Annotated in this window: 21 protein-coding genes and 4 tRNA genes; 13 read left to right on the top strand and 12 right to left on the bottom strand. The window is 67.2% G+C overall.

Going from position 1 to position 23180, the window contains the following annotated elements:
- Positions 1–333: 333 nt before the first annotated feature.
- From G515_RS18945 to G515_RS18935, 4 genes are read right to left on the bottom strand one after another with little or no spacing between them, the layout of a single operon-like run.
- Positions 334–666, bottom strand: coding sequence for a DUF3024 domain-containing protein (locus G515_RS18945; RefSeq protein WP_028658675.1), 333 nt, complete (start codon positions 664–666; stop codon positions 334–336).
- The gene (locus G515_RS0101305; RefSeq protein WP_028658674.1) at positions 666–3734 is read right to left on the bottom strand and encodes a type I restriction endonuclease subunit R; all 3069 of its coding nucleotides are present in this window, start codon (positions 3732–3734) and stop codon (positions 666–668) included. Before G515_RS0101305 ends, G515_RS18945 begins: the two co-directional genes overlap by 1 nt.
- Entirely contained in the window at positions 3731–4333 is a 603-nt protein-coding gene (locus tag G515_RS18940) for a restriction endonuclease subunit S (RefSeq protein ID WP_051217719.1), read from the bottom strand. The genes G515_RS0101305 and G515_RS18940 overlap by 4 nt, the downstream gene beginning before the upstream one ends.
- Positions 4330–5655 (bottom strand): type I restriction-modification system subunit M, encoded by a 1326-nt coding sequence (locus G515_RS18935; protein ID WP_084653053.1) that lies wholly within the window; start codon positions 5653–5655, stop codon positions 4330–4332. Before G515_RS18935 ends, G515_RS18940 begins: the two co-directional genes overlap by 4 nt.
- An 86-nt stretch (positions 5656–5741) precedes the next feature.
- Between G515_RS18935 and G515_RS0101290 the strand changes: the two genes are divergently transcribed.
- From G515_RS0101290 to G515_RS0101280, 3 genes are read left to right on the top strand one after another with little or no spacing between them, the layout of a single operon-like run.
- On the top strand, positions 5742–6638 hold the full coding sequence (locus G515_RS0101290; protein ID WP_028658673.1) for a GIY-YIG nuclease family protein: 897 nt from the start codon (positions 5742–5744) through the stop codon (positions 6636–6638).
- 30 nt (positions 6639–6668) lie between these two features.
- A complete protein-coding gene (locus G515_RS0101285; protein ID WP_028658672.1) occupies positions 6669–7892 on the top strand; it encodes a helix-turn-helix domain-containing protein in 1224 nt (407 codons plus the stop codon).
- The gene (locus tag G515_RS0101280; RefSeq protein ID WP_028658671.1) at positions 7892–8446 is read left to right on the top strand and encodes a flavoprotein; all 555 of its coding nucleotides are present in this window, start codon (positions 7892–7894) and stop codon (positions 8444–8446) included. Before G515_RS0101285 ends, G515_RS0101280 begins: the two co-directional genes overlap by 1 nt.
- Before the next feature lie 102 nt (positions 8447–8548).
- On the opposite strand, the gene G515_RS0101275 is transcribed toward G515_RS0101280, so the two are convergent.
- Positions 8549–9436: a DUF3800 domain-containing protein gene (locus G515_RS0101275; RefSeq protein ID WP_084652911.1), complete on the bottom strand. Its 888-nt coding sequence runs from the start codon at positions 9434–9436 to the stop codon at positions 8549–8551.
- Positions 9437–9504: 68 nt separating this feature from the next.
- On the bottom strand, positions 9505–9750 hold the full coding sequence (locus G515_RS22915; protein WP_084652909.1) for a DUF2188 domain-containing protein: 246 nt from the start codon (positions 9748–9750) through the stop codon (positions 9505–9507).
- Between the two features lie 219 nt (positions 9751–9969).
- Here G515_RS22915 and G515_RS0101270 point away from each other — a divergent pair, with 219 nt between their 5' ends.
- The 6 genes from G515_RS0101270 (at position 9970) to G515_RS0101245 (ending at position 14938) form a co-directional block, all read left to right on the top strand.
- Positions 9970–10362: a hypothetical protein gene (locus G515_RS0101270; protein ID WP_028658669.1), complete on the top strand. Its 393-nt coding sequence runs from the start codon at positions 9970–9972 to the stop codon at positions 10360–10362.
- The gene (locus G515_RS0101265) at positions 10362–10559 is read left to right on the top strand and encodes a hypothetical protein (protein WP_028658668.1); all 198 of its coding nucleotides are present in this window, start codon (positions 10362–10364) and stop codon (positions 10557–10559) included. Before G515_RS0101270 ends, G515_RS0101265 begins: the two co-directional genes overlap by 1 nt.
- Before the next feature lie 9 nt (positions 10560–10568).
- Complete coding sequence (locus G515_RS18930; RefSeq protein ID WP_051217718.1) at positions 10569–11993, top strand: FtsK/SpoIIIE domain-containing protein; 1425 nt, start codon at positions 10569–10571, stop codon at positions 11991–11993.
- Positions 11994–11998: 5 nt separating this feature from the next.
- Complete coding sequence (locus G515_RS18925) at positions 11999–13378, top strand: replication initiator (RefSeq protein WP_051217717.1); 1380 nt, start codon at positions 11999–12001, stop codon at positions 13376–13378.
- Positions 13379–13560: 182 nt separating this feature from the next.
- Positions 13561–13782 (top strand): helix-turn-helix domain-containing protein, encoded by a 222-nt coding sequence (locus tag G515_RS0101250; RefSeq protein WP_036553733.1) that lies wholly within the window; start codon positions 13561–13563, stop codon positions 13780–13782.
- The gene (locus G515_RS0101245) at positions 13766–14938 is read left to right on the top strand and encodes a site-specific integrase (RefSeq protein ID WP_028658666.1); all 1173 of its coding nucleotides are present in this window, start codon (positions 13766–13768) and stop codon (positions 14936–14938) included. Before G515_RS0101250 ends, G515_RS0101245 begins: the two co-directional genes overlap by 17 nt.
- A 90-nt stretch (positions 14939–15028) precedes the next feature.
- Here G515_RS0101245 and G515_RS0101240 read toward each other — a convergent pair.
- The 3 genes from G515_RS0101240 to G515_RS0101230 form a co-directional block, all read right to left on the bottom strand.
- Positions 15029–15103, bottom strand: a tRNA-Val gene (locus G515_RS0101240).
- Between the two features lie 28 nt (positions 15104–15131).
- Positions 15132–15205, bottom strand: a tRNA-Cys gene (locus G515_RS0101235).
- A 34-nt stretch (positions 15206–15239) separates the two neighbouring features.
- A tRNA-Gly gene (locus G515_RS0101230) sits at positions 15240–15312 on the bottom strand.
- 207 nt (positions 15313–15519) lie between these two features.
- Here G515_RS0101230 and G515_RS0101225 point away from each other — a divergent pair.
- Positions 15520–16335: an aminotransferase class IV gene (locus tag G515_RS0101225; RefSeq protein WP_028658665.1), complete on the top strand. Its 816-nt coding sequence runs from the start codon at positions 15520–15522 to the stop codon at positions 16333–16335.
- Between the two features lie 24 nt (positions 16336–16359).
- Here G515_RS0101225 and G515_RS0101220 read toward each other — a convergent pair whose 3' ends face one another.
- Positions 16360–16797, bottom strand: a complete 438-nt coding sequence (locus G515_RS0101220) for an SsgA family sporulation/cell division regulator (protein ID WP_245565126.1) — start codon at positions 16795–16797, stop codon at positions 16360–16362.
- Positions 16798–17143: 346 nt separating this feature from the next.
- Between G515_RS0101220 and G515_RS0101215 the strand changes: the two genes are divergently transcribed.
- A tRNA-Val gene (locus G515_RS0101215) sits at positions 17144–17215 on the top strand.
- Positions 17216–17483: 268 nt separating this feature from the next.
- Positions 17484–17966 carry a DUF6328 family protein gene (locus tag G515_RS0101205; protein ID WP_028658663.1) on the top strand — a complete coding sequence of 161 codons (483 nt, stop codon included), beginning with the start codon at positions 17484–17486 and terminating at the stop codon, positions 17964–17966.
- Positions 17967–17992: 26 nt separating this feature from the next.
- Here G515_RS0101205 and G515_RS0101200 read toward each other — a convergent pair whose 3' ends face one another.
- Positions 17993–19540, bottom strand: a complete 1548-nt coding sequence (locus G515_RS0101200) for a hypothetical protein (protein ID WP_157570952.1) — start codon at positions 19538–19540, stop codon at positions 17993–17995.
- Between the two features lie 123 nt (positions 19541–19663).
- Between G515_RS0101200 and G515_RS18920 the strand changes: the two genes are divergently transcribed.
- Entirely contained in the window at positions 19664–20752 is a 1089-nt protein-coding gene (locus G515_RS18920; RefSeq protein WP_157570951.1) for a GmrSD restriction endonuclease domain-containing protein, read from the top strand.
- Between the two features lie 33 nt (positions 20753–20785).
- Here G515_RS18920 and G515_RS0101190 read toward each other — a convergent pair whose 3' ends face one another.
- A complete protein-coding gene (locus tag G515_RS0101190; protein ID WP_028658661.1) occupies positions 20786–22909 on the bottom strand; it encodes a sulfatase family protein in 2124 nt (707 codons plus the stop codon).
- Positions 22910–23180: the final 271 nt, after the last annotated feature.

Genomic DNA, 23180 nt, shown 5'->3' with positions numbered 1-23180 from the left:
CCTGTTTTCCCCAGGTCAGGGGCGGAGTTCCGGTTGGTGGGCGATACTGGGTTTGAACCAGTGACCTCTTCCGTGTCAATCAGGCTTCAGCGTCGCCGGAAGAGCGGGTTGAACGGCGGATCGAGCACAGGCGTCCATCTATGTGTACCGGTCTCCACTGCGATAAGCCGACTGGTAAGCCGACTCTTCGACCCGGTGGCGGCCTGGTCAGGGTGTCGGGCGAGGACGGCGCGCCAGCGCCGCCCGCAGCCCGGCGCCGCGCCGGCGGAGCCGGCGCATTTACGGAGAGAAGAAGGTTCTCACCAACTCTCGATTCGCTGCCGGGCAGCCGACTCAGCCCCAGAAGATCGGGTCGCCGCTGGTGGCGATGTAATCGAGAAGGTCCTGGACGTTCTCGGTCGGCGGCTTACGCGTGTACTCGTGGAACTTCAGGTTGCGGTCGCGCCAGTAGATCGTCCAGACGCCGGTCGTCTTGGTGTACCGCAGGCGTGCGATCGGGAAGCGGGTCGGGTCACCCTGACCGGTCCAGTTCGGGCGGACTTCGACGATGTCGACGTGCCGATCGGACGCGTCGGCCTCGACCTTGAGCTCAGGCCATAGGTGCTCGGGCACGCGCTCGCGCGCCCACTTGTGAATCCGGTGTAGATCGGTCTCGGGCAGGGCCATCAGAGCAGCCCGGAGTAGCGGTCGAAGAACGCCATGAGTTTCTCTATGACGGTCTGTTTCTTGACGGCGTGGCCACCGCCGGCCGCGAAGCGGGAGACAGGCGCCAGGATGCGCGTGATCGCGGTCCCGGTGGTGGGTATGGCGCCGTCTCGGAACGCGTCGTCGACGAACGCGCGGGTCTCTGTGGGCCGTAGCTTCTCCTCGCTGATGAGCCGGTCGAGCTCCTCGTCACGCTTGGTGGTGATGTAGGCGCGCCACTCTTCGCCGACAGCGCCGCTGATGGAGACCTTGTCGACGAAGTCCATGATCAAGTCGCGCTTGTTGCGCAGGCTGGGGCTGGAGTCGATGGCGGTCTCGATGTTGAGGAGTGCCTCCATCTCCTTCTCGCCCCCGGCTCCCTTGGACTGACACCACTTCTGCACGAGCAAGAGGATGTAGTCGACGTTGACCTCGACCTGTTTGATCAGCTCGATCTCGAAGACGACGTCGTCGAGGATCGACTCCTTCTCCGGTTCGTCACGCCTGCGATGCTGCTCGTGCAGCCCGAGGTAGATGCTCTGGTAGTCCTGCAGCTGTCGCGGCGTGAGCAGCCTGTCGCCGTCGAACTCATCGAACGAGGTGAGGATGTTTCGCACCCGCAGGATCTGCCCGAAGAGCTGGATGAACTGTTTCTCCGCTGCCTCGCCGATCGGCTCAGCGCCGGGCGGGCATACGGCGAGCAGCTCACCGACCTTTGACTGGTACGCCGCGTAGTAATCGGCGTACGGCTTGAGCAGCACGATGCTGTGCGCGTCCCGGTTGCCAAATAACGCCAGCGCGTCGTCGACCTCGTCCTCCAGGTTCCGGAAACAGACGACGTTGCCATACGACTTCACCGAGTTGAGGATCCGGTTGGTTCGGGAGAACGCCTGGATCAGACCATGGGACTTCAGCGGCTTGTCGACCCACAGGGTGTTGAGCGTGGTCGCGTCGAAGCCGGTGAGGAACATGTTGACCACGATCACCAGGTCGACGTCGCGCTCCTTGATCCGTCGCGCGAGGTCCTTGTAGTAGTTCTCGAACTGCCTCGAGGAGGTGTCGTACGAGGTGCCGAACATGGTGTTGTAGTCGGCGATCACCCGTTCCAGGAAGTCACGCGAGCTGCCGTCCAGCGCGGTGGTGTCGAAACCCTCCTCGCCGAGGAGACCGCCCTCGAGGTCCTCGTTGGGGGCGAAGCTAAAGATGGCACCGATCTTGAGCGGCTGGTAGCCGGGATCGGCGGCCTTGCGATCGGCCTGTTGGCGGTCGAACTCCAGGTAGTAGCGCTTGAGTGCGTCGATCGAGGCGGTGGCGAACATCGAGTTGAACCCGCGCACCCGCTTCTCACCGAGTGAGTAGTGCCGGCTGCGCATGGTCTTCTGATCAAAATGGTCGAGCACGTACGACGTCACCAGCCGCACCCGCTCAGGGGCGAGCAGCACCTCCTCGGTGTCGATCGCCTCCACGTCCTTGTCCTCGCCGCCCGGTTTGGACTTGACGGTGTTCTGGAAGCTGACCCGGAAGGGGAGCACGTTCCCGTCGTTGATCGCGTCCACGATCGTGTAGGTGTGCAGCCGGTCACCGAAGGCCTGCGGCGTGGTGCGCCGGTTCGGGTCGCCTGACGTGCCGGCATTCTCCGCGAAGATCGGGGTGCCGGTGAAGCCGAACATGTTGTAGCGCTTGAACGCCTTGCTGATCGCCTTACCCATGTCGCCGAACTGGCTGCGATGGCACTCGTCGAAGATCAGCACCAAGTGGCCAGCGAAGATCTGGTGGCCCTTGTTCTGCTCGATGAACCGCGAGAGCTTCTGGATCGTGGTGACGATGATCTGGGAACCGGGATCCTCGAGTCGCCGCTTGAGGTGGGCGGTGTTGTTGGTGCCGTCGACCGCCCCCTTCTCGAAGCGGTCGTACTCGCGCTGGGTCTGATAGTCGAGGTCCTTACGGTCCACCACGAACAGGACCTTCTCGACCTCGGGTATCGCGGAGGCGAGCTGCGCGGTCTTGAACGACGTCAACGTCTTGCCCGAGCCGGTGGTGTGCCAGATGTATCCACCCGCGGCGAGGCTGCCGAGCTGCCTGTACGTCTTCGAGGTAGCGATCCGCTGCAGGATCCGTTCGGCGGCGACGACCTGGTAGGGCCGCATCACCAACAGGGTGCGGGAGACGTCGAAGACGCAGTACTTGGTCAGGATGTTGAGCAGCGTGTGCTTGGCGAAGAACGTCTTCGTGAATGACGTCAGGTCACCGATGCGGCGGTTCTCGGCGTCGGTCCACCAGGAGGTGAACTCGAACGTGTTCGAGGTCTGCTTCCTACCGCGCTTGCTCCCCTCGGACTCCTTGATGCGGCGGTCGCGGGTGGTGTTGGCGTAGTACTTGGTGTGAGTGCCGTTGCTGATCACGAAGATCTGGACGTACTCGAAGAGGCCGGAGTCGGCCCAGAAGCTCTCCCGCTGGTAGCGACTGATCTGGTTGAACGCCTCCTTGAGCGCCACGCCGCGGCGTTTCAACTCGACGTGCACCATCGGAAGCCCGTTGACCAGGATCGTGACGTCGAAGCGGCTGGTGTGGGTTGCTCCGCCCTCCGGTGCGACCTCGTACTGGTTGATCACCTGGAGCCGGTTGTTGTGGATGTTGGTCTTGTCGATCAGATCGATGTTCTTGACGGACCCGTCTTCGCGTTTGAGGACCTGCTTGGAGTCCTCCTGGATCCGCGCGGTCTTCTCCACGATGCCGTCGTTCTTCGACGCGACTTGCTGCTCGAAGAACTGCCGCCACTCACCGTCGGTGAAACTGATCGTGTTCAGCGCCTCCAGTTGGGCGCGGAGGTTCGCCTCCAGATCCGCCGCGCTGGTGATCGGCAGGTACTCATAGGCCTGGCCGCGCAGCAACTTGATGAACTCGGCCTCGAGCTCGGCCTCGGACTGATAGCCCTCCTCGCTCGACGGCTCGGGGAGGAACGACGCGACCACCGTCTCCTCTTCGGTCACCGCGATCGGCTCGAAGTGCGGCGCGGTGCCTGCCTCACCAAGCTCGTCGAACTCGTTCATACCGTCTTCTCCTCGAACGTCAGGAGCTGGTCGCGGTAGTGCTCGTACTGCTTCCGGCGAGCGGCGATTTCAGCCGGCAGACCCGACGAGAGGTCGTTGGTCAGTGACTCGAACCTGTCGAGCAATTCCGCCAGCCTGAGTTGCTCGTCGAGGTCGGGGACCGGGATCGTGATTTTGCGGAAGCGCTCCTTGGAAATGTTGATCCGGGTCACCCCGTTGGCAGACTTCATGATCTGGCGGCGGATCCCGGCGGATCGGAAAAGATGCTTGGCGAAGCCTGGAGTCAACTCCTCGGGATCGTGCGGACGGAAGCCGAAACAAAAGCTGTTCAGGTACAGCGGTTCTGGAGGCTCGCTCGTCACTCCCGATGCCATTCCGACCTCGTCAGTGCTCTCCGACGAAGCTGTGAAGAGCACGTCTCCGAAGCGTACGCGGTTCTGTCGTTCCGCTGATCCCACTCGCACCCGGGTCTCCGGCGTCAGTTCAGCCTCCAGGTTGTTGAACACGTTCACGTAGGTGACGAATCGCGCGTTTCCATTTTGGAAGTCGGCCTTCGACTTCCCGGTCAGACCGTTGTACAGAGTGCCGACGTCTTTCACAACGGCCCACCGGACTCTCTCTCTCTATCATCAAATGAGAGCAGGGAGTCGCGGTAGTAAGCGTATTGACCACGCCGCGCCGCAAGTTCCGCTTCCAGCGTCGCTTCCAGCGCCTTGAACTTGTCAAGGATCGAAACGATCTCGGCCTGCACCTCCATCGGGGGCAGTGGAAAGCGAAATCGCTTGAACCCGGCCATGTCGACGGAGGCAAAGCTCGAAATTGTTGTGTTGTTACGGCACCACGCATCGAGCACAAAGCAGTAGTAGAACACGAACCGCATGTCGAGTCGTTCTTCATACTCCGGTTTGAGAGACAAGGACGTAAATCTCTGGTTGCTCAGATGGGGAACAGTAATCAGAGCGTGCTCCAGCGGGTTCGCGTCGCCCTCCCACTTGATGGAGTAAGGCGGGTTGGAGACGATCGCCTCGAACGGTTCGTCGTCCCAGTGCATCGGTTCGGTGAGGGTGTCGCCGTGGGCGATGTCGAACTTCTCGTGGCCGATGTCGTGCAGGAACATGTTGATCCTGCACAGGTTGTAGGTGGTCAGGTTGATCTCCTGACCGAAGTAACCCTTGCGGACCTTGTCGTGGCCGAGCACCTTGTCGAATTTGAGCAGCAGTGAGCCAGAGCCGCAGGCGGGGTCGTAGACCTTGTTAACCTCGGTCTTGTCGACCACGGTGATCCGGGCCAGGAGTTCGGAGACTTCCTGCGGCGTGTAGTACTCGCCACCGGACTTGCCGGCGTTCGCGGCGTACATGCCCATCAGGTATTCGTAAGCGTCGCCGAAGGCGTCGATGGTGTTGCGGGCGTGGCCGAGGTTGAGCTCTCCTACGGCGTCGAGCAGCTTGACCAGCTTCTCATTGCGCTTCTTGACCGTTGATCCGAGCTTGGAGCTGTTGACGTCGAGGTCGTCGAAAAGGCCCTTGAAGTCGTCCTCGCTGGAGGTCCCGATCGCAGAGGCCTCGATGTTCGTGAAGACACGCGAGAGCGTCTCGTTGAGGTTCTCGTCATGGCGTCCCTTGGCACGCACGTTGGTGAAGAGATCCTCAGGGAGGATGAAGTACCCCTTCTCGTTGACCACCTCGGCACGAGCCTGCTCGGCCTCGGCGCGACCGAGACCAGCGTACTCGAAGTCCGTGTTGCCGGCCTCCCACTCGTACTCGTTGAGGTACGCAGCCAGACTCTCGGAGATGAACCGGTAGAACAGCATCCCGAGGACGTAGGACTTGAAGTCCCACCCGTCCACACTGCCGCGCAGATCATTGGCGATCCGCCAGATGGTCTTGTGCAGCTCTGCCCGCTCAGTCTCTTTGCTCGCCATGCTCACAGGCGCAGTCTGTCAGGTGCCACCGACGGTCTCGGGCAGAACGCTCGGCTCGCGCAGGTGGCTGCTGCCATGATCGATGGGTGGCCGGCAAACATATCGAACTGTTCCTCGTCGACGGCACCCCCGGCGGCCTGACCACGGCCGAGATCCTGAACTGGACCGGCCAGGTCATCAGCGCTCCCCGCGCCGAGATGAGCGCACTGGCGACGCGTGCCGAGTTGGCGGGCACCTGCGTGTACCTGCTCCTCGGCCCCGCCGAAGAGGGCGGGACTAGGTGCTACATCGGCGAGACCGATGACTTCTGGGCCCGGCTGCGTCACCACGACGCCAACAAGGAGTTCTGGAGGAGGGTCGTGGTTGTCACCTCCAAGGACGCCAATCTCACCAAGGCTCACGGGCGGTATCTGGAGTCCCGGCTCATCATGCTCGCCACTCAGGCAGGTCGCGTCGTCCTGGAGAACGGAACGGCCCCGCCCGCGCAGTCGCTCCCCGAGGCACACGCCTCGGACATGGACTACTTCATCGACCAACTTCAAATCATCCTGCCGGTCCTCGGCATCGACGCGATCCGGGGCCGGGAGACCGTCTCGCTCCCTGCCGCCCACCAAGAGGAGCTGGTTTCGCCGGTGTTCCACCTCCGGAACCGGAAGCTGGGGGTGGACGCGACGGCCCAGCAGATCGACGGCGAGTTCACGATGCTCGCTGGGTCCACCGTGGTGGGCGACTGGCACGGGGTCGGCAAGGCGGAGAGCACCGTCAAGGCGTACGACTCCTACCGGGCACAGCACATGAAACTGGTCGCTGAGGGATCGATCGTCATCGAGAATGGCGTGGGCCGGTTGGCCAAGGACGTCGTTTTCGGCTCCCCGTCGACCGCCGGTGCGATCGCACAGGGCCGCTCGTGCAATGGGCGGATCTCGTGGGTCGGAGATGACGGAACAACTTTCGGCGCGTGGGAAAGCCGCGGGGTCGGCTGAATGTCACAGGCGCGCCGTAGGGTGGGGCCCATGCGCGGAGCTGGTGACCAGCTGAGCGTCGGAGAGCGCGTCGCCTTCTACCGACGCCGCCGCGGCCTGACCCAAGGAACCCTCGCGGCGCTGATGGGGCGCTCCGAGGACTGGCTGAGCAAGATCGAACGCGGTGAGCGGCAGCTGCAGAAGATCGAGCTGGCAGTCGAGATGGCACGGCATCTGCGGGTAACGCTCGGTGACCTACTCGGCCAGCCGGTGCTCGTCGAGGATCCTCATGATCCGGCTGGCGAAGACATACCTGCAATCCGCGACGCGCTCATGTCCCCGCGTCGGCTCTCTCGCATGCTCTACGGCCAGCGTGACGGCCTACCGCCCGCTCCAGGTCACACCGCAGCGCTCACCGAGAAGGTTTGGAGCGACTACCAGAAGGGCCTCATCGGCTCCGTCGTGCAGGCACTGCCCGGCCTCATCCAGACGGCGCAGGCGCTGGAGGAACGCGACGACGTACCCCAGCGCTGGGCTATCTCTGCGCGCGTCCACCATCTCGCGGCGAGCACACTGAGCAAGGTCGGCGAGGGCGACCTCGCCTGGCTCGCAGCCGAGCGCGCTACGTACGCCGCCGACCAGGCTGACGACCCGCTCGTCCTGGCCTCGGCTGCCCGCGCCGGCACGCACGCCCTGCTGGCCGCCGGCCGGTACGACGACGCTCTGGACCTCGGAAGTACGGCCGCCGAGTACCTGCGTCGACAGATGCGCGAGGACGACCCGAACGCAGTCAGCCTCTTGGGCATGTTGCACCTGCGGACCGGCGTGGCTGCGGCGAGGCATGACGACCGGTTCACGGCAACGGAGAACCTGCGTCGCGCTGAGGCTCTGGCTGCGCAGCTCGGCGAGGACGGCAATTACTGGCAGACGGCCTTCGGTCCGACCAATGTCGAGCTGCACCAACTCTCGGCAGCGCTCGATCTGGGCGACGTCGTGTACGTCGTCGAGCGGGCACCGCAGGTCGACGTCCTCGCAATGCCTGTCGAGCGCGCCGTCTCGCATGGCATCGACTCCGCGCACGCGCTGAGCCTCGTGGCCGAGGACGACGGTGCCTTGGAGCTGTTGCTTGATGCCGAAACGCGGGCGCCGCAGCTCGTCCGGCACAGCGCGGTCGTTCGTGAGATGGTCAAGGCCATGCAGCGCCGTTCACCCGTCACCGGTCAGGCCCCGTCGTCACCGCTCATGGCTCTTGCCGAGCGCTGCCGGGCCGTCTGATGGCTGTCGTTGCGGTCGTCGGCTGCGCAGCCGGTGGGCTCGAGGAACTCCTCGACGGGCTGATCCGGCCCCTCGTCGATCACGGACACACGGTTCCCGTCGTCGTCACCCCGACGGCTGCGAGTTGGCTCGAGGACCTGGGCCACGACGCCGCTATCGAGAAGGTCTCCGGCCTGCCTGTGCGCTCGGCGCCCCGGCTGCCTCGCGAGCAGAGTCCGCATCCGCCGCCCGACGTACTCGTGGCCGCTCCCATGACTGCCAATAGCACGGCCAAGCTCGCGCTTGGCCTAGCGGACAACCAAGCGCTGACGCTGCTGTGCGAGAACCTCGCCGTCAAGCCGACGATCGTGTTTCCTCGAGTGAACGCCGCCCATGCCCGACAGCCTGCGTGGAACGGCCACCTTGACGCGCTGCGCTCGAGTGGCGCGGACCTCGTGTACGGCGAGGACGTCTGGCCGCTGTACGAGCCCCGCCAGGCTCCTCCTGCTCGTCGGCTGCCCTGGCAGCAAATCATTGAGCGGATTGAGTCGAATACCGGGAGCGCGTCCTCCTGAAAAGCGCTCGAGCAGAACCCGAGTTCAGCATGGGCGCTAGTTTCGCTGGGATCCCGCGTCCGCGGCACTGGTCAAAAGTGTCGGCCGTCGCAGGCAGATTCCTCATGGCTCCTGATCTGAGGCTGGGTGGCCAGCGCCGTAGTGTTTCCCAGCCATGCGACTCCGCAGCTTGCTAACGACAGACATTCCGTCGTCCTTCTCGTACGGCTTGGAGGCGCACGGCAACGAGTATCCGGAGTGGCCCCGCATGTACCTGTCCGTACCGAGAACCCAGTGGTAGACGTTCACGATTTCGTCTGGGAACAGCTTCAGGCCGGTTCCAGCGATGGCCCCGGTATTGCTCGTATGCAGGAGCGGCTTTACATGAGGAACCAATTCGACGCCGAAGCGCACTCCCGCGACGGCAGCAGTCAGAGACCCGGCCACCAGATCCGCCAGTTGCAAATGGGGATGGTGATGGGAGGGCGCGGTGAGGATCGGCAGGATGACAGCGCCGGCCTTCACGTAGTTGGTGCCGAAGTTAGTGAGATCGAGGGTGCCAGCGATCCAATTGTCCTCAGCCTTGTGATCGCCACCGGGCTTGTCGCAGATGACGACCCCACGATCGTCGCCGAGCATCATGACGATCCGCTCAAAGAGGTACTTGAGCACGTACTGTTCAGCGCGAGCGTCCTGGATGCTTGTGCGTCCGAGATCGAACGTGACTACTACCGCGCGGCAGTCGCAGTCCTTGGCGGCCGCGAGTAGTTCTCGGCGCATGTCTGTGAGACATGCCGATCCAGGCTCAGATTTGAACCAGCTTCCTTTGCGCGGGCTCCACTTCAATTCCGCGTCTGTAGGCGCGTTGTGCTCTCGGTAGATTTCAGCAGATCGCTCGGCGTACGCGGTGATCTTGGCTTCAGGGAAGGCGACAGCGCCCAGCGAAATCAGGCTACCCATGCCGGAGCGCAGCCCCTTCTGCTTCGTGTCATCAACGAATACGAGCCACATGGCAGCTACTCGGCAGGTGCGATCGGGTCAGAGCCCGGCAGCGACATTGACATGGCGAGGCGGTGCAGCTACTTCGTGTCGCGCGGAGGGAATGGATCATCACCAGGCCTCACGGTGTCTGAGTCCCGGATTTGCCCGTCCCGACCGTGGATAACGACCTCACCGCCTCCGGCGTTGCCAACGATCTCCCTAGCTCTCGCAATGGCATCTGCCTGAGTGTCGGCGTGAGCACTTGCGCGCTTGGCACCTTCTCCGCGCACGTCCCATCCGCCCTGGTCGTTCTTGACCACGTGCCGCCTGTTGTCGTTGCCCATCAGATTCCTCCCGAAGCGTGCGGTTCCTCCAAGTCGAAAGATAGACCGAGCGGCGCCGCTTCGTGGCGGAACGGACGATGTGGCTCCGAAAGGCGGACCTGGCACGACTATCTCCTGCTGCGCAGCTACCCGGACAGTTTGTCCGGGCACCCCCTCCGATCCGCACGTCTCATGGAGTCATGCCGTCAAAGCGGCGGCAGGGAGAGAAGGGAACTTCCGATGCCGAGCTACATGGTCGACAGCGTGCGTCAGCCGTTCACGGCGACAGGGATCGTCGACGCGGTGATGGAGTGGGAAGAGTCGCCGGAGGGCAAGCGCCGGCCGTCCAAGGACAAGCAGGCGCGCAACGAGGACACCGGCATGCCGCTCTGGCAGGTCGAGGTGCTCTATGTGCAGACCTCGTTCGGCCGGCGTTCGACGGTCACGGCGAAGGTCCAGGTCGAGGCGCAGGAGGAGCCGAAGCTGCGTCCGCTCGGACCGGTCGGCTTCGAAGGGCTGCAGGTCGAGGTCCGGATCAACAGGGCGGGTGGCTTCGCCGAGTACTGGTCGGCCGAGGGCCTGCTCACGGCCCCCAGGGAGGCTCAGAAGCCCGCAGGCGAGAAGGCCGCGTGATGTCGATCCTCGCTCTCGGGGTCGTTCTGGGGCTCCTCATCGCGCTCTTCGTCAAGGCCAAATGGGTGCGTCCCGTGCCTGGCCTGGTCTGCGTCGCCTTCGGCGTAGTCATGGCCGCCGGACCCGCCGGGCCGCCGGTCATGACCGCGCTCTCCGACGCCGGCGACTGGGTGTCTTCGTCGCTGCTGAGTCTGTGAGGTGCGGTCATGCGTACGACGACCCTCCGGACCGGCGCCGGGATGCGCGGCGGCAAGACTCCGCAGCTGGTGACGATCCAGCCGCGGCCGACGCTCACCGCCGTCATTGTGACGAACCTCGTCCGGATCACTGGGCGACTGCTGCGCTGGCTGACTGAGCATGCCGCGGCAGCCGGTGTGATCCTCGTGCTGCTCCTGTGCCTCGTGGTGTTCGGCTGGGTCAGTACGCTGGCCGCTCTCGTCGGGCTCGGCTGCGCTCTGGCCCTCTGGCACCGTCGCCGGCCGGACTCGTTCAGATGGGTTGTGACGTCGCGGTGGCGTGCGATGGCCATCTACGGGCGCTGCTGGCAGCCCGCCATGGTGACCTGCGGACTCGCGACGCGGCTCGGTGACGAGGAGTACCTGCCGCGCATTCGGAAGGTCCGTAGCGAGGTCTGCGTCGACCGTGTTCTGGTCGATCTGCTCCTCGGGCAGGCTCCGGAGGACTTCGATGCCAGGACATCGCAGTTGGCCCATACCTTCGAGGCGATCCGTTGCCGGGTGGTTGTCGAGCGTCCGGGCCGGATCTGGCTGGAGTTCACGCATCGCGATCCACTGACCGAGACCGTGACGGCGCTCGATCCTGAGCCGGTCCCGGACCTGACGGCACTGCCGATCGGTCGCACGGAGGACGGTCGGCCGTGGCTACTTCGCCTTCTCGGGGCGCACCTCCTGATCGCGGGTGCCACCGGTTCGGGCAAGGGGTCCGTCCTCGGCTCGCTGCTGCGCGCTGTAGGGCCGGCGATCCGCGACGGCATTGTGCGGGTGTGGGCGGTCGACCCGAAGGGCGGCATGGAGCTCAGCCCGAGCGCGCCGCTCTTCGACCGGTTCGCATACGGCGATGCCGCAGCGATGGTCGCGCTCCTCGAGGACGCGGTCGCGTTCATGCGTGAGCGGGCCGAGCGGCTCCGGCAGCAGGGCGCTCGCGTCCACGTCCCCACGGAGACCGATCCGCTGCTGCTCGTCCTGGTCGACGAGATGGCCGCCCTGACGGCGTACGTCGGTGACCGCGACCTCAAGAAGCGGGCCGACTCTGCACTGCAGCTGCTGCTCTCGCAGGGCCGCGCGGCTGGGGTGCTCGTCGTGGCAGCTCTCCAGGATCCCGGGAAGGACGTCCTGCCGTACCGCGACCTGTTCCCGACCCGGATCGGGCTGCGCCTGCTCGAGGACGTGCAGGTCGACATGGTGCTCGGCCGGTCGGCTCGCCAGCACGGGGCCGAGTGCGACCAGATCCCGGCGAGCCTGCCGGGCGTCGGCTACGTGACCCTCGAAGGACATCGCGAGCCGGTCAGGGTGCGGGCTGCGTTCGTAGCCGACGATGACGTGGCGGCCACGGTCCGGGACTTCGCTCCGTCGACCACGGACGATCAGACCCTGCGGATGGTCAAGGGCTGATCACCATGAGCGCCGTAGCCGTCGACCCGCTGACCCCGGGACTCCTCTCCGCGGTTGGCCTGGACACCGCCGAGGCACGAGCCCGCGGGTGCTCCCGACCGGTGCGGCTGCGGGGTTCGACAAGGCTCGTGGACACCAGTACCGGCGAGGCCACGACCGTCTACTCCTCAGAGCGTGAGCTCGACGGATACACCTACGCCCGCTGCGGCAACCGGCGCGCATCTGTCTGCCCGAGCTGCAGCCACGAGTACAAGGGCGATGCCTGGCACCTGCTGGTCTGTGGCCTCGCCGGCGGCCGCGGAATCCCGGACTCAGTGGCTGAGCGGCCGTGCACTTTCGTGACGCTCACGGCCCCGTCGTTCGGACCCGTCCACGGGGTGAGGGACAAGGGTCCATGCCGAGCGCGTCGCGACAAGCCGGTGTGCCCGCACGGAAGGCCGCTGTGGTGCAACAAGCGCCATGGACCGGACGACGCGCAGCTGGGCACGCCTCTGTGCGCGGACTGCTACGACTACACCGGACACGTCCTGTGGCAGTGGTACGCGCCCGAGCTGTGGCGGCGGTTCACCATCGCGCTGCAGCGCCAGCTCGCGAAGATCTGTAGCCTGCCGGTCGCCGGCTTCCGGGAGCGCTGCCGGGTGTCGTACTCGAAGGTCGTCGAGTTCCAGGCGCGCGGCATCGCGCACTTCCACGTCCCGATCCGGCTGGACGGTCCCGAAGGACCCGATGGCCCGTCGACCACACTGCCGCTGTCGACCGAGGTCCTCGAGCTGGCCGTCAAGCGCGCGGCCGCGGCGACCTGGCTGGACACCCACCCGCTCCGCGACGGCACGACGTACCGTCTCCACTGGGGCAACCAGATCGACTGCCGCTCGATCACGGGCGGCGCCGACCGCGACTCTGACCGGCGGGCTCGGGTGGTTCATCCCGAACAGGTCGCGGCATATCTCGCCAAGTATCTGACCAAGACCACCGAGGATTTCGGGCTTCCGACCCGGGTCACCTCGGCTATGCAGGCCAGGGCTGTCGGTGCCTCGCGGCATGCTGTCCGCATCATCGAGACCGCTCTCGAGATCGCCCGACAGGGAGAGCCGTATGTGCGACTGCGCGACAACCTCGCCACCCTCGGCTACCGCGGACACCCGATCACCAAGTCGCGGGCCTACTCGGTCACGTTCGGGCAGATCCGGCGCTCTCGCCGGGCCTTCAAGCGGAACCCCGGCCTCGATCCCGACGCGGACATCCGCCAGGTGCTCGACGACGACAGCGACGTGCCGGAAGGTTTCGAGCTGGTGTCCAGCTGGGTCTTCGCCGGCCAGGGCTACCTCTCGCTCGACCAGGCGGCCGCAGCCGTCCTCTCCGCTGCCCAGTCGCGCACCCGGTGACGAGAGTCCACACCCCCGCGGCCTCCCGACAGCCAGCCCGCACTCGGTCGCCCGGCTGGTCGTCAAGGGTGGAGCGCAGCGGAATCCGAAGGACACGAAGTGCCCTTGACGAGCAGGTGGGCGACCTGACCATCAAACGTCGGGAGGCCGCGGCCCCTGACACGGAAACTCGGGAGAGCAGAATGGACAACGTGACGGGCCTCGACCGGCCCAGGGTGCTGTATCGCGTCGATGAGGCGGCGGAGCTGCTCAGTGTGAGCAAGAGCCGCGTCTATGAACTGATCCGCTCCGGACAGGTCCGGACGGTCAAGGTGGGGAAGAGTCACCGGGTACCGGCGCGCTCGCTCGACGAGTACGTCGCCCGGCTGCTGAGAGGGTCGGCTGGCCATGGCAAGACGGCGTGACAAGGGCAACGGGGCCATCTACTGGTCGGAGGCCCGTCAGCGGTGGGTCGGCGCCGTCACGGTCGGCTACACCGCCCAGGGCAAGCAGCAGCGGCGCACCGTTGTCGCGAAGACGAAGGCCGAGGTCCAGGCGAAGGTCAAGACCTTGCTCCAGGAGATCGAGCGGGGCGTCGACCTCTCCCAGCGGCCGGTCACCGTGGCCGAGCTGATCGAGGAGTGGCTGGCCCACGGGCTCAACGGTCGTGACGACAAGACCGTCGCCACGAACCGCTATCTCGCCGAGCAGCACATCGTGCCGCTGATCGGGAGGAAGAGCCTGCGCCAGCTGAAGGCGAGCGACGTCGACCGGATGCTGACCGCACATCGGCACCGGCTGAGCACGTCGACACTGCAGAAGGTGCTCGCGATCCTCCGCCGGGCGATCCGCTGGGGGCAGGCGAGGGACATGGTGAGCCGCAACGTCGCCGAACTGGTGACCGCCCCGACCGGAGCCGGTGGCCGGCCCTCGAAGGCGATGGCGCTCGACCAGGCCCGGGCGGTGCTCAGCGCTTGCGACCGGCACCCGCTCGGTGCCTACGTCACCCTCGCGCTCCTTGTCGGTGTGAGGAACGAGGAGCTCCGGGCCGTCACGTGGGACCACGTCGACCTGGACGGCAACCCCGACGTGGTGCCGCCCGTCCCGCCGAGCATCCGGGTCTGGCGGTCGGTACGCGCTGGTGGCGACACGAAGACGCGCCTCTCGCGGCGGACCATCGGTCTGCCCGCCCAGTGCGTCGAGATCCTCGAGAAGCATCGCGCACAGATGGCGGCCGATGGTCTCGACGTCGAGCGCGGCTTGGTCTTCTGCACGAGCAACGGAACGGCACTCGACTCCGCGAACGTGCGCCGGTCGTTCCGCGGGCTCTGCAAGGAAGCGGGCCTGGACTCGAGCGAGTGGACGCCGCGCGAGATGCGGCACTCCTTCGTCTCCCTCATGAGCGAGGCCGGCGTCCCACTCGAAGCGATCGCGCGCGTCGTCGGACACAGCAGCACCAAGGTCACCGAGCTCGTCTACCGCAAGCAGTTGCGGCCGGTGCTGACCGAGGGCACTGAGGTCATGGAGACGCTGTTCGAACTGCCAGCCGACGGCCGAAAGCAGTCACCGGATGAGAGTTAAGCCGACCGATAAGCCGACCGCGGGACCAAGAAGCCCCTCGAGCCTGATGGCTGAGGGGCTTCATTGTGCGTTTGACCTGCGCAAACACTGTGGTGGGCGATACTGGGTTTGAACCAGTGACCTCTTCCGTGTCAAGGAAGCGCGCTACCGCTGCGCCAATCGCCCGTGGTGGTGCTTATGTTGTTGTGGAGTGTGGAGGTGGGTACGGGATTTGAACCCGTGTACACGGATTTGCAGTCCGTTGCCTCGCCTCTCGGCCAACCCACCGCTGAGGATGGACTCTCGGTGGAGACCCTCTCCGAGCGGACGACGAGGCTCGAACTCGCGACCTCAACCTTGGCAAGGTTGCGCTCTACCAACTGAGCTACGTCCGCTTGACTCCTCGGCGTTCCGGACCTGTAGGCCCGCCGCGCCTCGGCGACGGAAAGAACATTAGCCGAGGGGTAGATACGTGCCAAATCCGGGGTCCCCGGCGTGGCGTGGGTACGTCGCGGCGGTCGGCGTGACGCGTCATCGGTCCGCGGCCGGCACCGGGATGTCCTGCAGGTCACGGCGGCGAGGCGGGGACCTAGAGTGCTGACATGCACACCTGGATCGACGGCCGCCTGGTCGACCCCACCGCCCCTTCGGTCGCTCTCCTCGATCATGGGATCACCGTCGGTGACGGGGTCTTCGAGTCGGTGAAGGTGGTCGACGGGGCGCCGTTCGCCCTGGATCGCCATCTGGCGCGATTGCAGGTCTCGGCCGCCGGCCTGGGTCTGACCGGCGTCGACGATGCGGACCTCCGCAAGGGGGTGGCGGAGGTCCTGGCCGCGCAGAGACTGGCTCTCGGCAAGCTCCGGATCACGGTCACTGCCGGGCACGGGCCGTTGGGGTCCGGGCGCGGCGAGGCATCGCCGACGCTGATCGTCGCCGCGGAGGGGATGAATCCCACGCCCACGGAGACCGGTGCGATCACCGTGTCGTGGGCCCGCAACGAGAAGGGGGCGCTCGCCGGCCTCAAGACGACGTCGTACGCCGAGAACGTGATCGCCCTCGCCGAGGCGCAGCGTCAGGGGGCGACCGAGGCCGTGTTCCCCAATACTCAGGGGCAGTTGTGCGAAGGCACCGGGTCCAACGTCTTCTACGTCGTGGACGGCCGGCTGCGGACGCCGACCCTGGCCAGCGGCTGCCTCGCCGGCGTCACCCGCGCGCTCGTGCTCGAGTGGTACGGCGGGGAGGAGGTGGACGCTCCGATCGAGGTGGTGGAGGAGGCCTCGGAGATCTTCCTGGTCTCCACGACGCGCGACGTCCAGGCGGTCACCCGTTGGAACCAGCGTGCGCTGCCGGTGGGGCCCATCACCGAGGAGGTTCAGGAGGTCTGGCGGCGGCGGGAAGCGGAGTTGGTCGGCCGGTGAGCCGGGTGGATCCCGGCAGCCCGCTCACTCGGAATTGCTGGAACTGAGCAGACCGTCGATGAGCGTGTCCAGGTCGACGTACTCGCTCTCGCTGCCGACCGGTACGAGGCCGAAGGTGCGGGTCAGGAACTTCTGGAGCTGACGGGTGTTCGCCTCCGCCACGAGGCGGCCGTCGGGGGAGTGGAAGTCGAGGATGGTCACGGCGTGGGCGTCCTCGTCGATGCTCGGGTAGATGCGGACGTCGCCCTCCCCGACGGGGCCGGTGAGGCCTTGGAGGAGCAGGTTGCGGGCAACGATCCACTCCACGTCGTCCTTGCCGGAGTGGAAGGTGAAGGAGATGGCGTACGGGTCCTCGCTGGAGTAGCCGAGGGTCGTCGGTACGGCGACCTGCCGGCCCCACGGGTCGAGGCACCACAGGGAGATCCGCTGCGAGAGCGCTGGGGTCATGGGGGATGTGTCCATCTGGTCTCCTTCGCTGGTCGGCGATCCGTCCAATCCGGGTCTTCCGAGTGATCGGGGCTTCTGGTAGTGGGACGGGTGTGGAGCCCGGGCATGACGAGAACCAGGCCGGTCGAGGTGGTGATCTGGGACACCTCGGCGTCAGGGCTGTACCGGCGCGGGTCGCCGGTCGCACCGGTACGTGCCCGGGACCTGTCGGGGCCGGGCTGGAGTTGAACAGGCGCCTGACCGGAGCCGGACCGGAGTTGGAGCAGAGCTGGGACCAGGGCAGAGGGGTCCCGATGTGAGATGTCCGAGGGCTCCTGCTAATGTCTAGGCCGCACCGCAGGAACGCGCGGAGCACCCCCTCGGGCGATTGGCGCAGTGGTAGCGCGCTTCGTTCACACCGAAGAGGTCACTGGTTCGAGCCCAGTATCGCCCACCGAGGAAGCCGCCCCTGACCTGGGAAAACAGGTCAGGGGCGATTCTCATTCGAAGGGACGCCGATCCATCGTCCCGGCGAGGTCGACCACACGCAGACGATGTGGATCGCGGCCACGGTCGTCGTGGTCCAGGGTCCGGTGGGCCTGATCGCCTTCGGGGTGCTGAGCCCGGTGCTGAGCCCCGCCCGGTTCGTGAGGGCGTGATGCTCGACAGCGTCCTCGCCCCGGCACTGGCATGGGCGGGGGAGCCGGGGGTACACATCAGGGATGGGGAACAGCGATCCGCCTGGTGATCGGCGGGCCAGTCGTCGGCTCGACCGCAAGTGGAACGAGATGCTTCAGGAACTGCGGGTCGCCCAGACGGGGGTGCAGATCCTGACCGGATTCCTCCTGACGATCGCGTTCTCCGCGCGGTTCGACGATCTCGATGACACGACCCAGATCGTCTATCTGTGTGTGCTGGTCGCGGCCGTGCTGGCCACTGGGTTCCTGATCGCCCCGGTGGCCTTCCATCGCAGCATCTTCTATTACGGGGAGCGACCGTGGCTGATCCATGCGGCCAACCGCTGTGCCAGAGCAGGCCTGGCGACGCTGGCCGCCACGATCTGCGGGGTGGTGTGGCTGGTCTTCGCCGTCGTCGCGGGTCAGGTCCTGGCCTCGGTGGCGACGGTGGTCAGCGTGGTGTTCTTCGTGGCGCTGTGGGGGCTCGTGCCCCTGTTCGGCGGTGAGCGCAGGGTCCTCGACGACTGAGCCTCGGGGTCGGGGAGGACCCAGCGTCACTCACACACGGCGTCGGGCGGGGCCGGACGGTCCACCCCGCGCAGCAGGTGCACCGTCAGGTCGCACACGGTCGCGACCGGTCGGTAGCGTCGCTCGACGGCGCGCGCGAGTTCGCCGTCCGCGTCGACGTCCCAGGCGTTGAGCGAATCGATCTGCACGATCCAGGTGGGTGGGTGCGCGCCGTTCAGCTTCGCCGTCAGCGCCTCCTGGCGAGGGTCCAGGACGCGCATCGGGAGGCTCCACAGGTGCGGATAGTCGCTGTCGAGGCCGGAGTAGAGCAGGATCTCCGCGTTGCCGTACGCCACGAAGGCGGTGTCGCCGGGCTCCGCCACGGCGGCCAGTTCCCGCGCCACCAGCACCTGCGGACGCGGCTCACGGTCGATCTGGATGCCGACCAGGACCGAGCAGACCGAGGCTGCCACAGTGCAGGCCACCGCGACCGCAGCGGCGATGGTCCGCCGTCCCCGGCGTCCGGCGCACAGCGCGGCCATCAGGGACGCCGCGGGCACCAGTTGCAGGAGGTAGTTGTTCCACCAACTGCCGCCGCCGGTGATCCCGACCAGGGCCTCCACGGACATCGCGAGCACCCCGGCCGTGTAGACGCGGCGGGATCGGTCACGCCACAACGCCGGTAGGGAGACGAGGAAGAGGACCACCAGGAACAGGAGCCCGCTCACCGCGAAAGACGCCGCCAAGGTGCCGAGTCGCTCCAGCGGGGCCGCCATGCTCGCTCCGGAGATGGCCTCGGCAGCATCGAGCCTGAACCGGTACAGGGAGTACCAGAGCTGGGAACGATCCACCCCCGTCAGCGTCGCCCAGCCGAGCATGGCGCCGATCGCGGCTGCGGCGCCGCCCACCACAGTCAGGACGGAGAGGACGCTGTGGCGCGGCGATGCCCGGAGCGACCAGCCCGAGGCCAGCGCCAGCACGAGCGCGAACACCAGTCCGCCGACCAGGTTCTGCTTCACGAGCACGGCGCAGAGGCCGAGGGCACCGGACAGGGCCCACAGGAGGTGCCGACCCGCCCCGCCGCTGCGGTTGAAGGCGGCGATGGCGACCGCGCACGCGGTCATGACCAGGGCGGCGCCCTGGAGCATGCCGTTCACCTGGTATCCGGCGAGCAGGTACGACGAGCCCAGGGAGGCGGCGACCACCCCGGCCGACCAGGCCCCGGAGCGTCTGCCGAGGGACCGGCCGGCCACGACCGCGGCACTCACCAGCAGAACGCTGACGGGCAGCCCCAGCAGTCGCACGCCGATGACACCCGGTAGCAGGTCCGCGAGCCAGAAGTACCCGAGCAGGAGGGGTGGCCGGTCGACCCAGTAGTCGCCGTACACCGTGCTCTCGCCGGGGTTCCAGTGGCGCACGACCAGGAGCAGGCCGGCCTCGTCACTCTGCAGGTCCCCTGCCAGGAACGGGGCGCGGAGGAGGAGACCGAGCAGCACGCAGCCCGCGATCACCGGGAGAAGGCGCACCTGGCCCGAAGCGGTCCGGGCTCCGGGCGTGCGTGGAGGCCGCACCTGCCGACCGACCCCACTCGTCATGGTGGCCCCTCCAGATCCCCCCGGGCGTCCTGCCATTGTGCCTGCTCGGTGGAGGGCTGGGGGCGGTCGAGCCAGGCGCCCCGGTCGCGGGCACGTGAGCGGACGCGGCCTACGATTCCGGCTGTGAGAACGAGGTCGGCGCGGACGAGCGCGCGGTACGCCGGCGTGCTCTGCGGCGTACTCGGCACGCTGTCCATCCTCGCTGCCGGCTGCGCCACCGACACCGACACCGGGGCCACGGCCGGGCCCACGGCCGGGACGAGCCCGCACGCACCGGCGGACCTGGCGACCGAGCCGACCGAGGCATCGAAGCCGACGAAGACGAGGCCGAGGGGGACGAGGTCGAAGGCACATCAACCTTCGAGTCCCGCCTCCTCCCCGCCAATCGCTGTTGACCGGCCACCGGAGGGTTCGAGCAGCGCCCAGCAGGCACCGCGACGGGTCGAACTGCGCCTGCGTCCCCTGATCCGGGAGCTGCCGGTCGCGGGGGAGCAGCGTTCGGGCTACACGCGCTCGGCGTTCACCCATTGGGTGGACGCGGACGGCGACGGGTGCGACACCCGGGACGAGGTGTTGCTCCAAGAGGCCCGGCGCAAGCCCTCGATCGGCTCCTCATGTGCGCTCTCGGGTGGACGTTGGGTGAGCTATTACGACGGCACGTGGACCGCCGACCCCTCCACCTTCGACATCGATCACCTGGTGCCGCTCGCCGAGGCCTGGGACTCCGGGGCCGGGCGCTGGAGCGATGACACCCGTCGCCGCTTCGCCAACGATCTCGGCGACCGGCGCAGCCTGGTCGCGGTCAGTGCCTCCTCCAACAGGTCCAAGAGCGATCGTGATCCCGCCGAGTGGCTGCCACCACGCAACCAGTGCCGCTACGTCCGCGATTACGCGGCGGTGAAGACCCGCTGGCGATTGGCCGTCGACGCTCAGGAGAAGCAGGCCCTGCTGGGGCGGGCGGCCGGGTGCCGCAACGTGGTGGTGGTCGTCGACACGGCCGCTGTCCAGCGCGGTGCGCAGGACCGCGGCGGGGGCGAAACCGGGGAGGACAACTCCGGGGGCGGCAACAAGGAGGACAACGCCGGCACGGACCCGCGGTTCGCCTACTGCTACCTGGCCCAGGACCGGGGCTACGGCCCCTACCAGCAGGGGCGCGACCCGGAGTACGCGTGGTACACGGACACCGACCAGGACGGGATCGTCTGCGAGTGAGGTGACCCGGGTGGCCTCAGTGGGGATCGAGTCTCAGCGAAGCTCCGCGGGGAGCGACACCCGGCACCCGGTTCCGGCACAGGCGCGGACCCGGGCCATCTGACTGCGGAGCGACTCGAGGATCTCCTGGTACTCGGCGGCGCTGGGGTCGCCGGGCGCCCGGGTGCCACGCACGGACAGTTCGGCCTTGGTGCTCAGCGGGTCCCCGATGTTGTCGACCAGGTTGTCGTACTGGCGCGGGTCGCTGTGCAGGTCGAAGAACTCCTCGAAGCCGTTGGCCCGATTGGTGTAGAGGTAGCGCGGCGTGCGGACGCCGATGAGGTAGCGCTGGTCCTGGGCGCCGGGGTCCTCGGTGTCCAGCGGGGCGCCGGACTCGTCGCTGTTGCGTACGACGTCGCTCGGGCCGGTGTTCACCAGCACCGGCCTGGTCCAGCCGCGGTCGCCGCTGCGCGCCGTGGTCAGCTGCCCCACCCCGTCGACCTTCGCTGGGATCGAGGCGCCGGCCATCTGCAGGATGGTGGGTGCGAAGTCGATGCTGAGGAAGGGGTCGGTGCGGACCTGGCCGGCGGGGATGCCGGGGCCCCGGATCAGCAGTGGCACCTTCAGCGCGGACTCGTACGGGATCAGCTTGCCCTGCCGGATGCCCTGCTCGCCGAGGAAGTAGCCGTTGTCGCTGGTGAAGATGACGTAGGTGTGCGCGAGTTCGCCGGAGCGCCGCAGCGCGGTCATCACCTTGTCGATCCCCTCGTCCACGGCGGCGAGGGCCTGCAGTCGTTTGCGGTGGACCTGGCCGATCGCGGACATCTCCGCATCGTTGAGCGGGGGGTTCTGCAGGTCCTCCGGCTGGTCGGAGAGGTCGGGATCGGTCCAGGTCAGTCCCGGGGGCCGGGCGCCCTGGAACCTGTTCCAGTGCCGTTGCGGGCTGGGTGGGGTGACGAAGTTGATCACCCTCCCGTCATCGCGCGTGACCTGTTCGGGCGGGTCGACCTTGGCCTGGCGCGGCGTGCCGGCGTGCGGAGCGGTGAAGGAGACGTAGGAGAAGTACGGCTTGGTGTAGCGCTCCTGGTTGGTGACGTAGCCGGCCATGATGTCGGCGTAGGCGTCGGTCTGGTAGGTGCCGCTGAGGGACTGGATCCCACGGCCACGGTTCTGGGTCAGGGAGGTGTCGTAGTAGCGGTGCAGACCGCCCTGCCCGGGCACCCCCTCGAACGCACCGCGCCAGTCGTTCCAGCCCGGCGGCACGTAGGTGTGCGAGTAGCCGCCGGAGGCGCGTGGCGGCGGCTGTCCGCCGTACCCGTTGAGGTACTTGCCGAGCAGCATCGTCTCGTAGCCCGCCCCCTTGAGCCAGGTGGCGAGCGTGCTGCGGTCGTCGAAGGCGTGGAACCCGTACGGCGGCTGGTGGGAGTACACGTCGTGGTTGTGGCTGTACTGCCCCGAGAAGATCGAGGCGCGGGCCGGACAGCACAGCGGATAGGGGGCCATCGCGTTGGTCCAGGTGGTGCCGCCCGCGCCCAGCCAGCGCCGGGTGTGCGGCATCGCGCTCAGGTCGTCGGCGCGGGCGTCGTCGACGATGAACATCAACACGTTGGGCTTGGTCTGCTTCGGCGGCGCGGGCGTCGGATCCGGTGTCTTCGGTGGGCGGGGAGGACTCGGCTGCACCCGCGGCACCTGGCCGGTACGCCGGCGGTCGGTCTTCCCGCGGCGGGGATCGACGCTCACCGCGACCCGCAGCCGATCGGCGCCGTCGGCACAGCGTCGCGGCACGGTCAGCCGGGTGAACAGGCGCTTGCCGCTCGACCGCAACGACCGTGTCGAGGAGCAGCGCCAACCCTTGCCGCCGGGATTCTCGAAGCTCACCCGCGCGGCCCGGTAGCCGTGCCGGATGCTGCTGATCCGGTCCACGCCGGGGCCTCGCCGGGTGTCCAGGGCGATGGTCACCTTGCCCTTCCAGCCTCGGGCCCTGTGCCACACCGTCACCCCGATCCGTGGGCCGGTGTTGTCGACCACCACCCGTCGGATGTCGTGCGGTGCCCGGCGCTTCTCGTCCTGGAAGGTCCGGGTCACCGCGGACGCCGACGGGGTCAGGCCCGGTGCGAGACCGAGCGTGAGGCCGGGCAGGAGCCCGAGTGGGAGGAGCAGGGCCGCCAGCGCGGCCACCGGACGTCTCGACCCGCCCGACCGGTCCGAGCTCAGGGGGTCGGGAGGCGAAGGGGGATGGGAGGGGTCAACGGTGATGCGGCCGGACACCGGCCCGAGGCTACGCAAGATGAGGGACGGGTTTCCACCGCTCGGGGATCCCGCGCGCGTCGCCTCCTGTGCGTCGGGGCCGGCTCACGTGGCGAGCAGGAGGCGAGAACTGATGAGTGGCCCGAAACGGTCGGCGGATACCATCGTGGGGTGCCACCGACGGTGGCGTCCGACCCCCATC

The sequence above is a fragment of the Nocardioides insulae DSM 17944 genome (genome assembly GCF_000422825.1).
Taxonomy (GTDB): Bacteria; Actinomycetota; Actinomycetes; order Propionibacteriales; family Nocardioidaceae; genus Nocardioides; species Nocardioides insulae.
Note: the sequence above shows the minus strand (reverse complement) of the source record. Positions and strands in the feature narration are given on the sequence as shown.

Excerpts from the sequence above, each read along its gene's own strand:
- G515_RS18935 (WP_084653053.1), bottom strand. The coding sequence starts at position 5,655 with ATGGCGAGCAAAGAGACTGAGCGGGCAGAGCTGCACAAGACCATCTGG.
- G515_RS0101250 (WP_036553733.1), top strand. The coding sequence starts at position 13,561 with ATGGACAACGTGACGGGCCTCGACCGGCCCAGGGTGCTGTATCGCGTC.
- G515_RS0101280 (WP_028658671.1), top strand. The coding sequence starts at position 7,892 with ATGGCTGTCGTTGCGGTCGTCGGCTGCGCAGCCGGTGGGCTCGAGGAA.
- G515_RS0101305 (WP_028658674.1), bottom strand. The coding sequence starts at position 3,734 with ATGAACGAGTTCGACGAGCTTGGTGAGGCAGGCACCGCGCCGCACTTC.
- G515_RS0101200 (WP_157570952.1), bottom strand. The coding sequence starts at position 19,540 with ATGACGAGTGGGGTCGGTCGGCAGGTGCGGCCTCCACGCACGCCCGGA.
- G515_RS0101285 (WP_028658672.1), top strand. The coding sequence starts at position 6,669 with ATGCGCGGAGCTGGTGACCAGCTGAGCGTCGGAGAGCGCGTCGCCTTC.
- G515_RS18925 (WP_051217717.1), top strand. The coding sequence starts at position 11,999 with ATGAGCGCCGTAGCCGTCGACCCGCTGACCCCGGGACTCCTCTCCGCG.
- G515_RS22915 (WP_084652909.1), bottom strand. The coding sequence starts at position 9,750 with ATGGGCAACGACAACAGGCGGCACGTGGTCAAGAACGACCAGGGCGGA.
- G515_RS0101205 (WP_028658663.1), top strand. The coding sequence starts at position 17,484 with ATGGGGAACAGCGATCCGCCTGGTGATCGGCGGGCCAGTCGTCGGCTC.
- G515_RS18945 (WP_028658675.1), bottom strand. The coding sequence starts at position 666 with ATGGCCCTGCCCGAGACCGATCTACACCGGATTCACAAGTGGGCGCGC.
- G515_RS0101220 (WP_245565126.1), bottom strand. The coding sequence starts at position 16,797 with ATGGACACATCCCCCATGACCCCAGCGCTCTCGCAGCGGATCTCCCTG.
- G515_RS0101265 (WP_028658668.1), top strand. The coding sequence starts at position 10,362 with ATGTCGATCCTCGCTCTCGGGGTCGTTCTGGGGCTCCTCATCGCGCTC.
- G515_RS18930 (WP_051217718.1), top strand. The coding sequence starts at position 10,569 with ATGCGTACGACGACCCTCCGGACCGGCGCCGGGATGCGCGGCGGCAAG.
- G515_RS0101275 (WP_084652911.1), bottom strand. The coding sequence starts at position 9,436 with ATGTGGCTCGTATTCGTTGATGACACGAAGCAGAAGGGGCTGCGCTCC.
- G515_RS0101245 (WP_028658666.1), top strand. The coding sequence starts at position 13,766 with ATGGCAAGACGGCGTGACAAGGGCAACGGGGCCATCTACTGGTCGGAG.
- G515_RS0101270 (WP_028658669.1), top strand. The coding sequence starts at position 9,970 with ATGCCGAGCTACATGGTCGACAGCGTGCGTCAGCCGTTCACGGCGACA.
- G515_RS0101225 (WP_028658665.1), top strand. The coding sequence starts at position 15,520 with ATGCACACCTGGATCGACGGCCGCCTGGTCGACCCCACCGCCCCTTCG.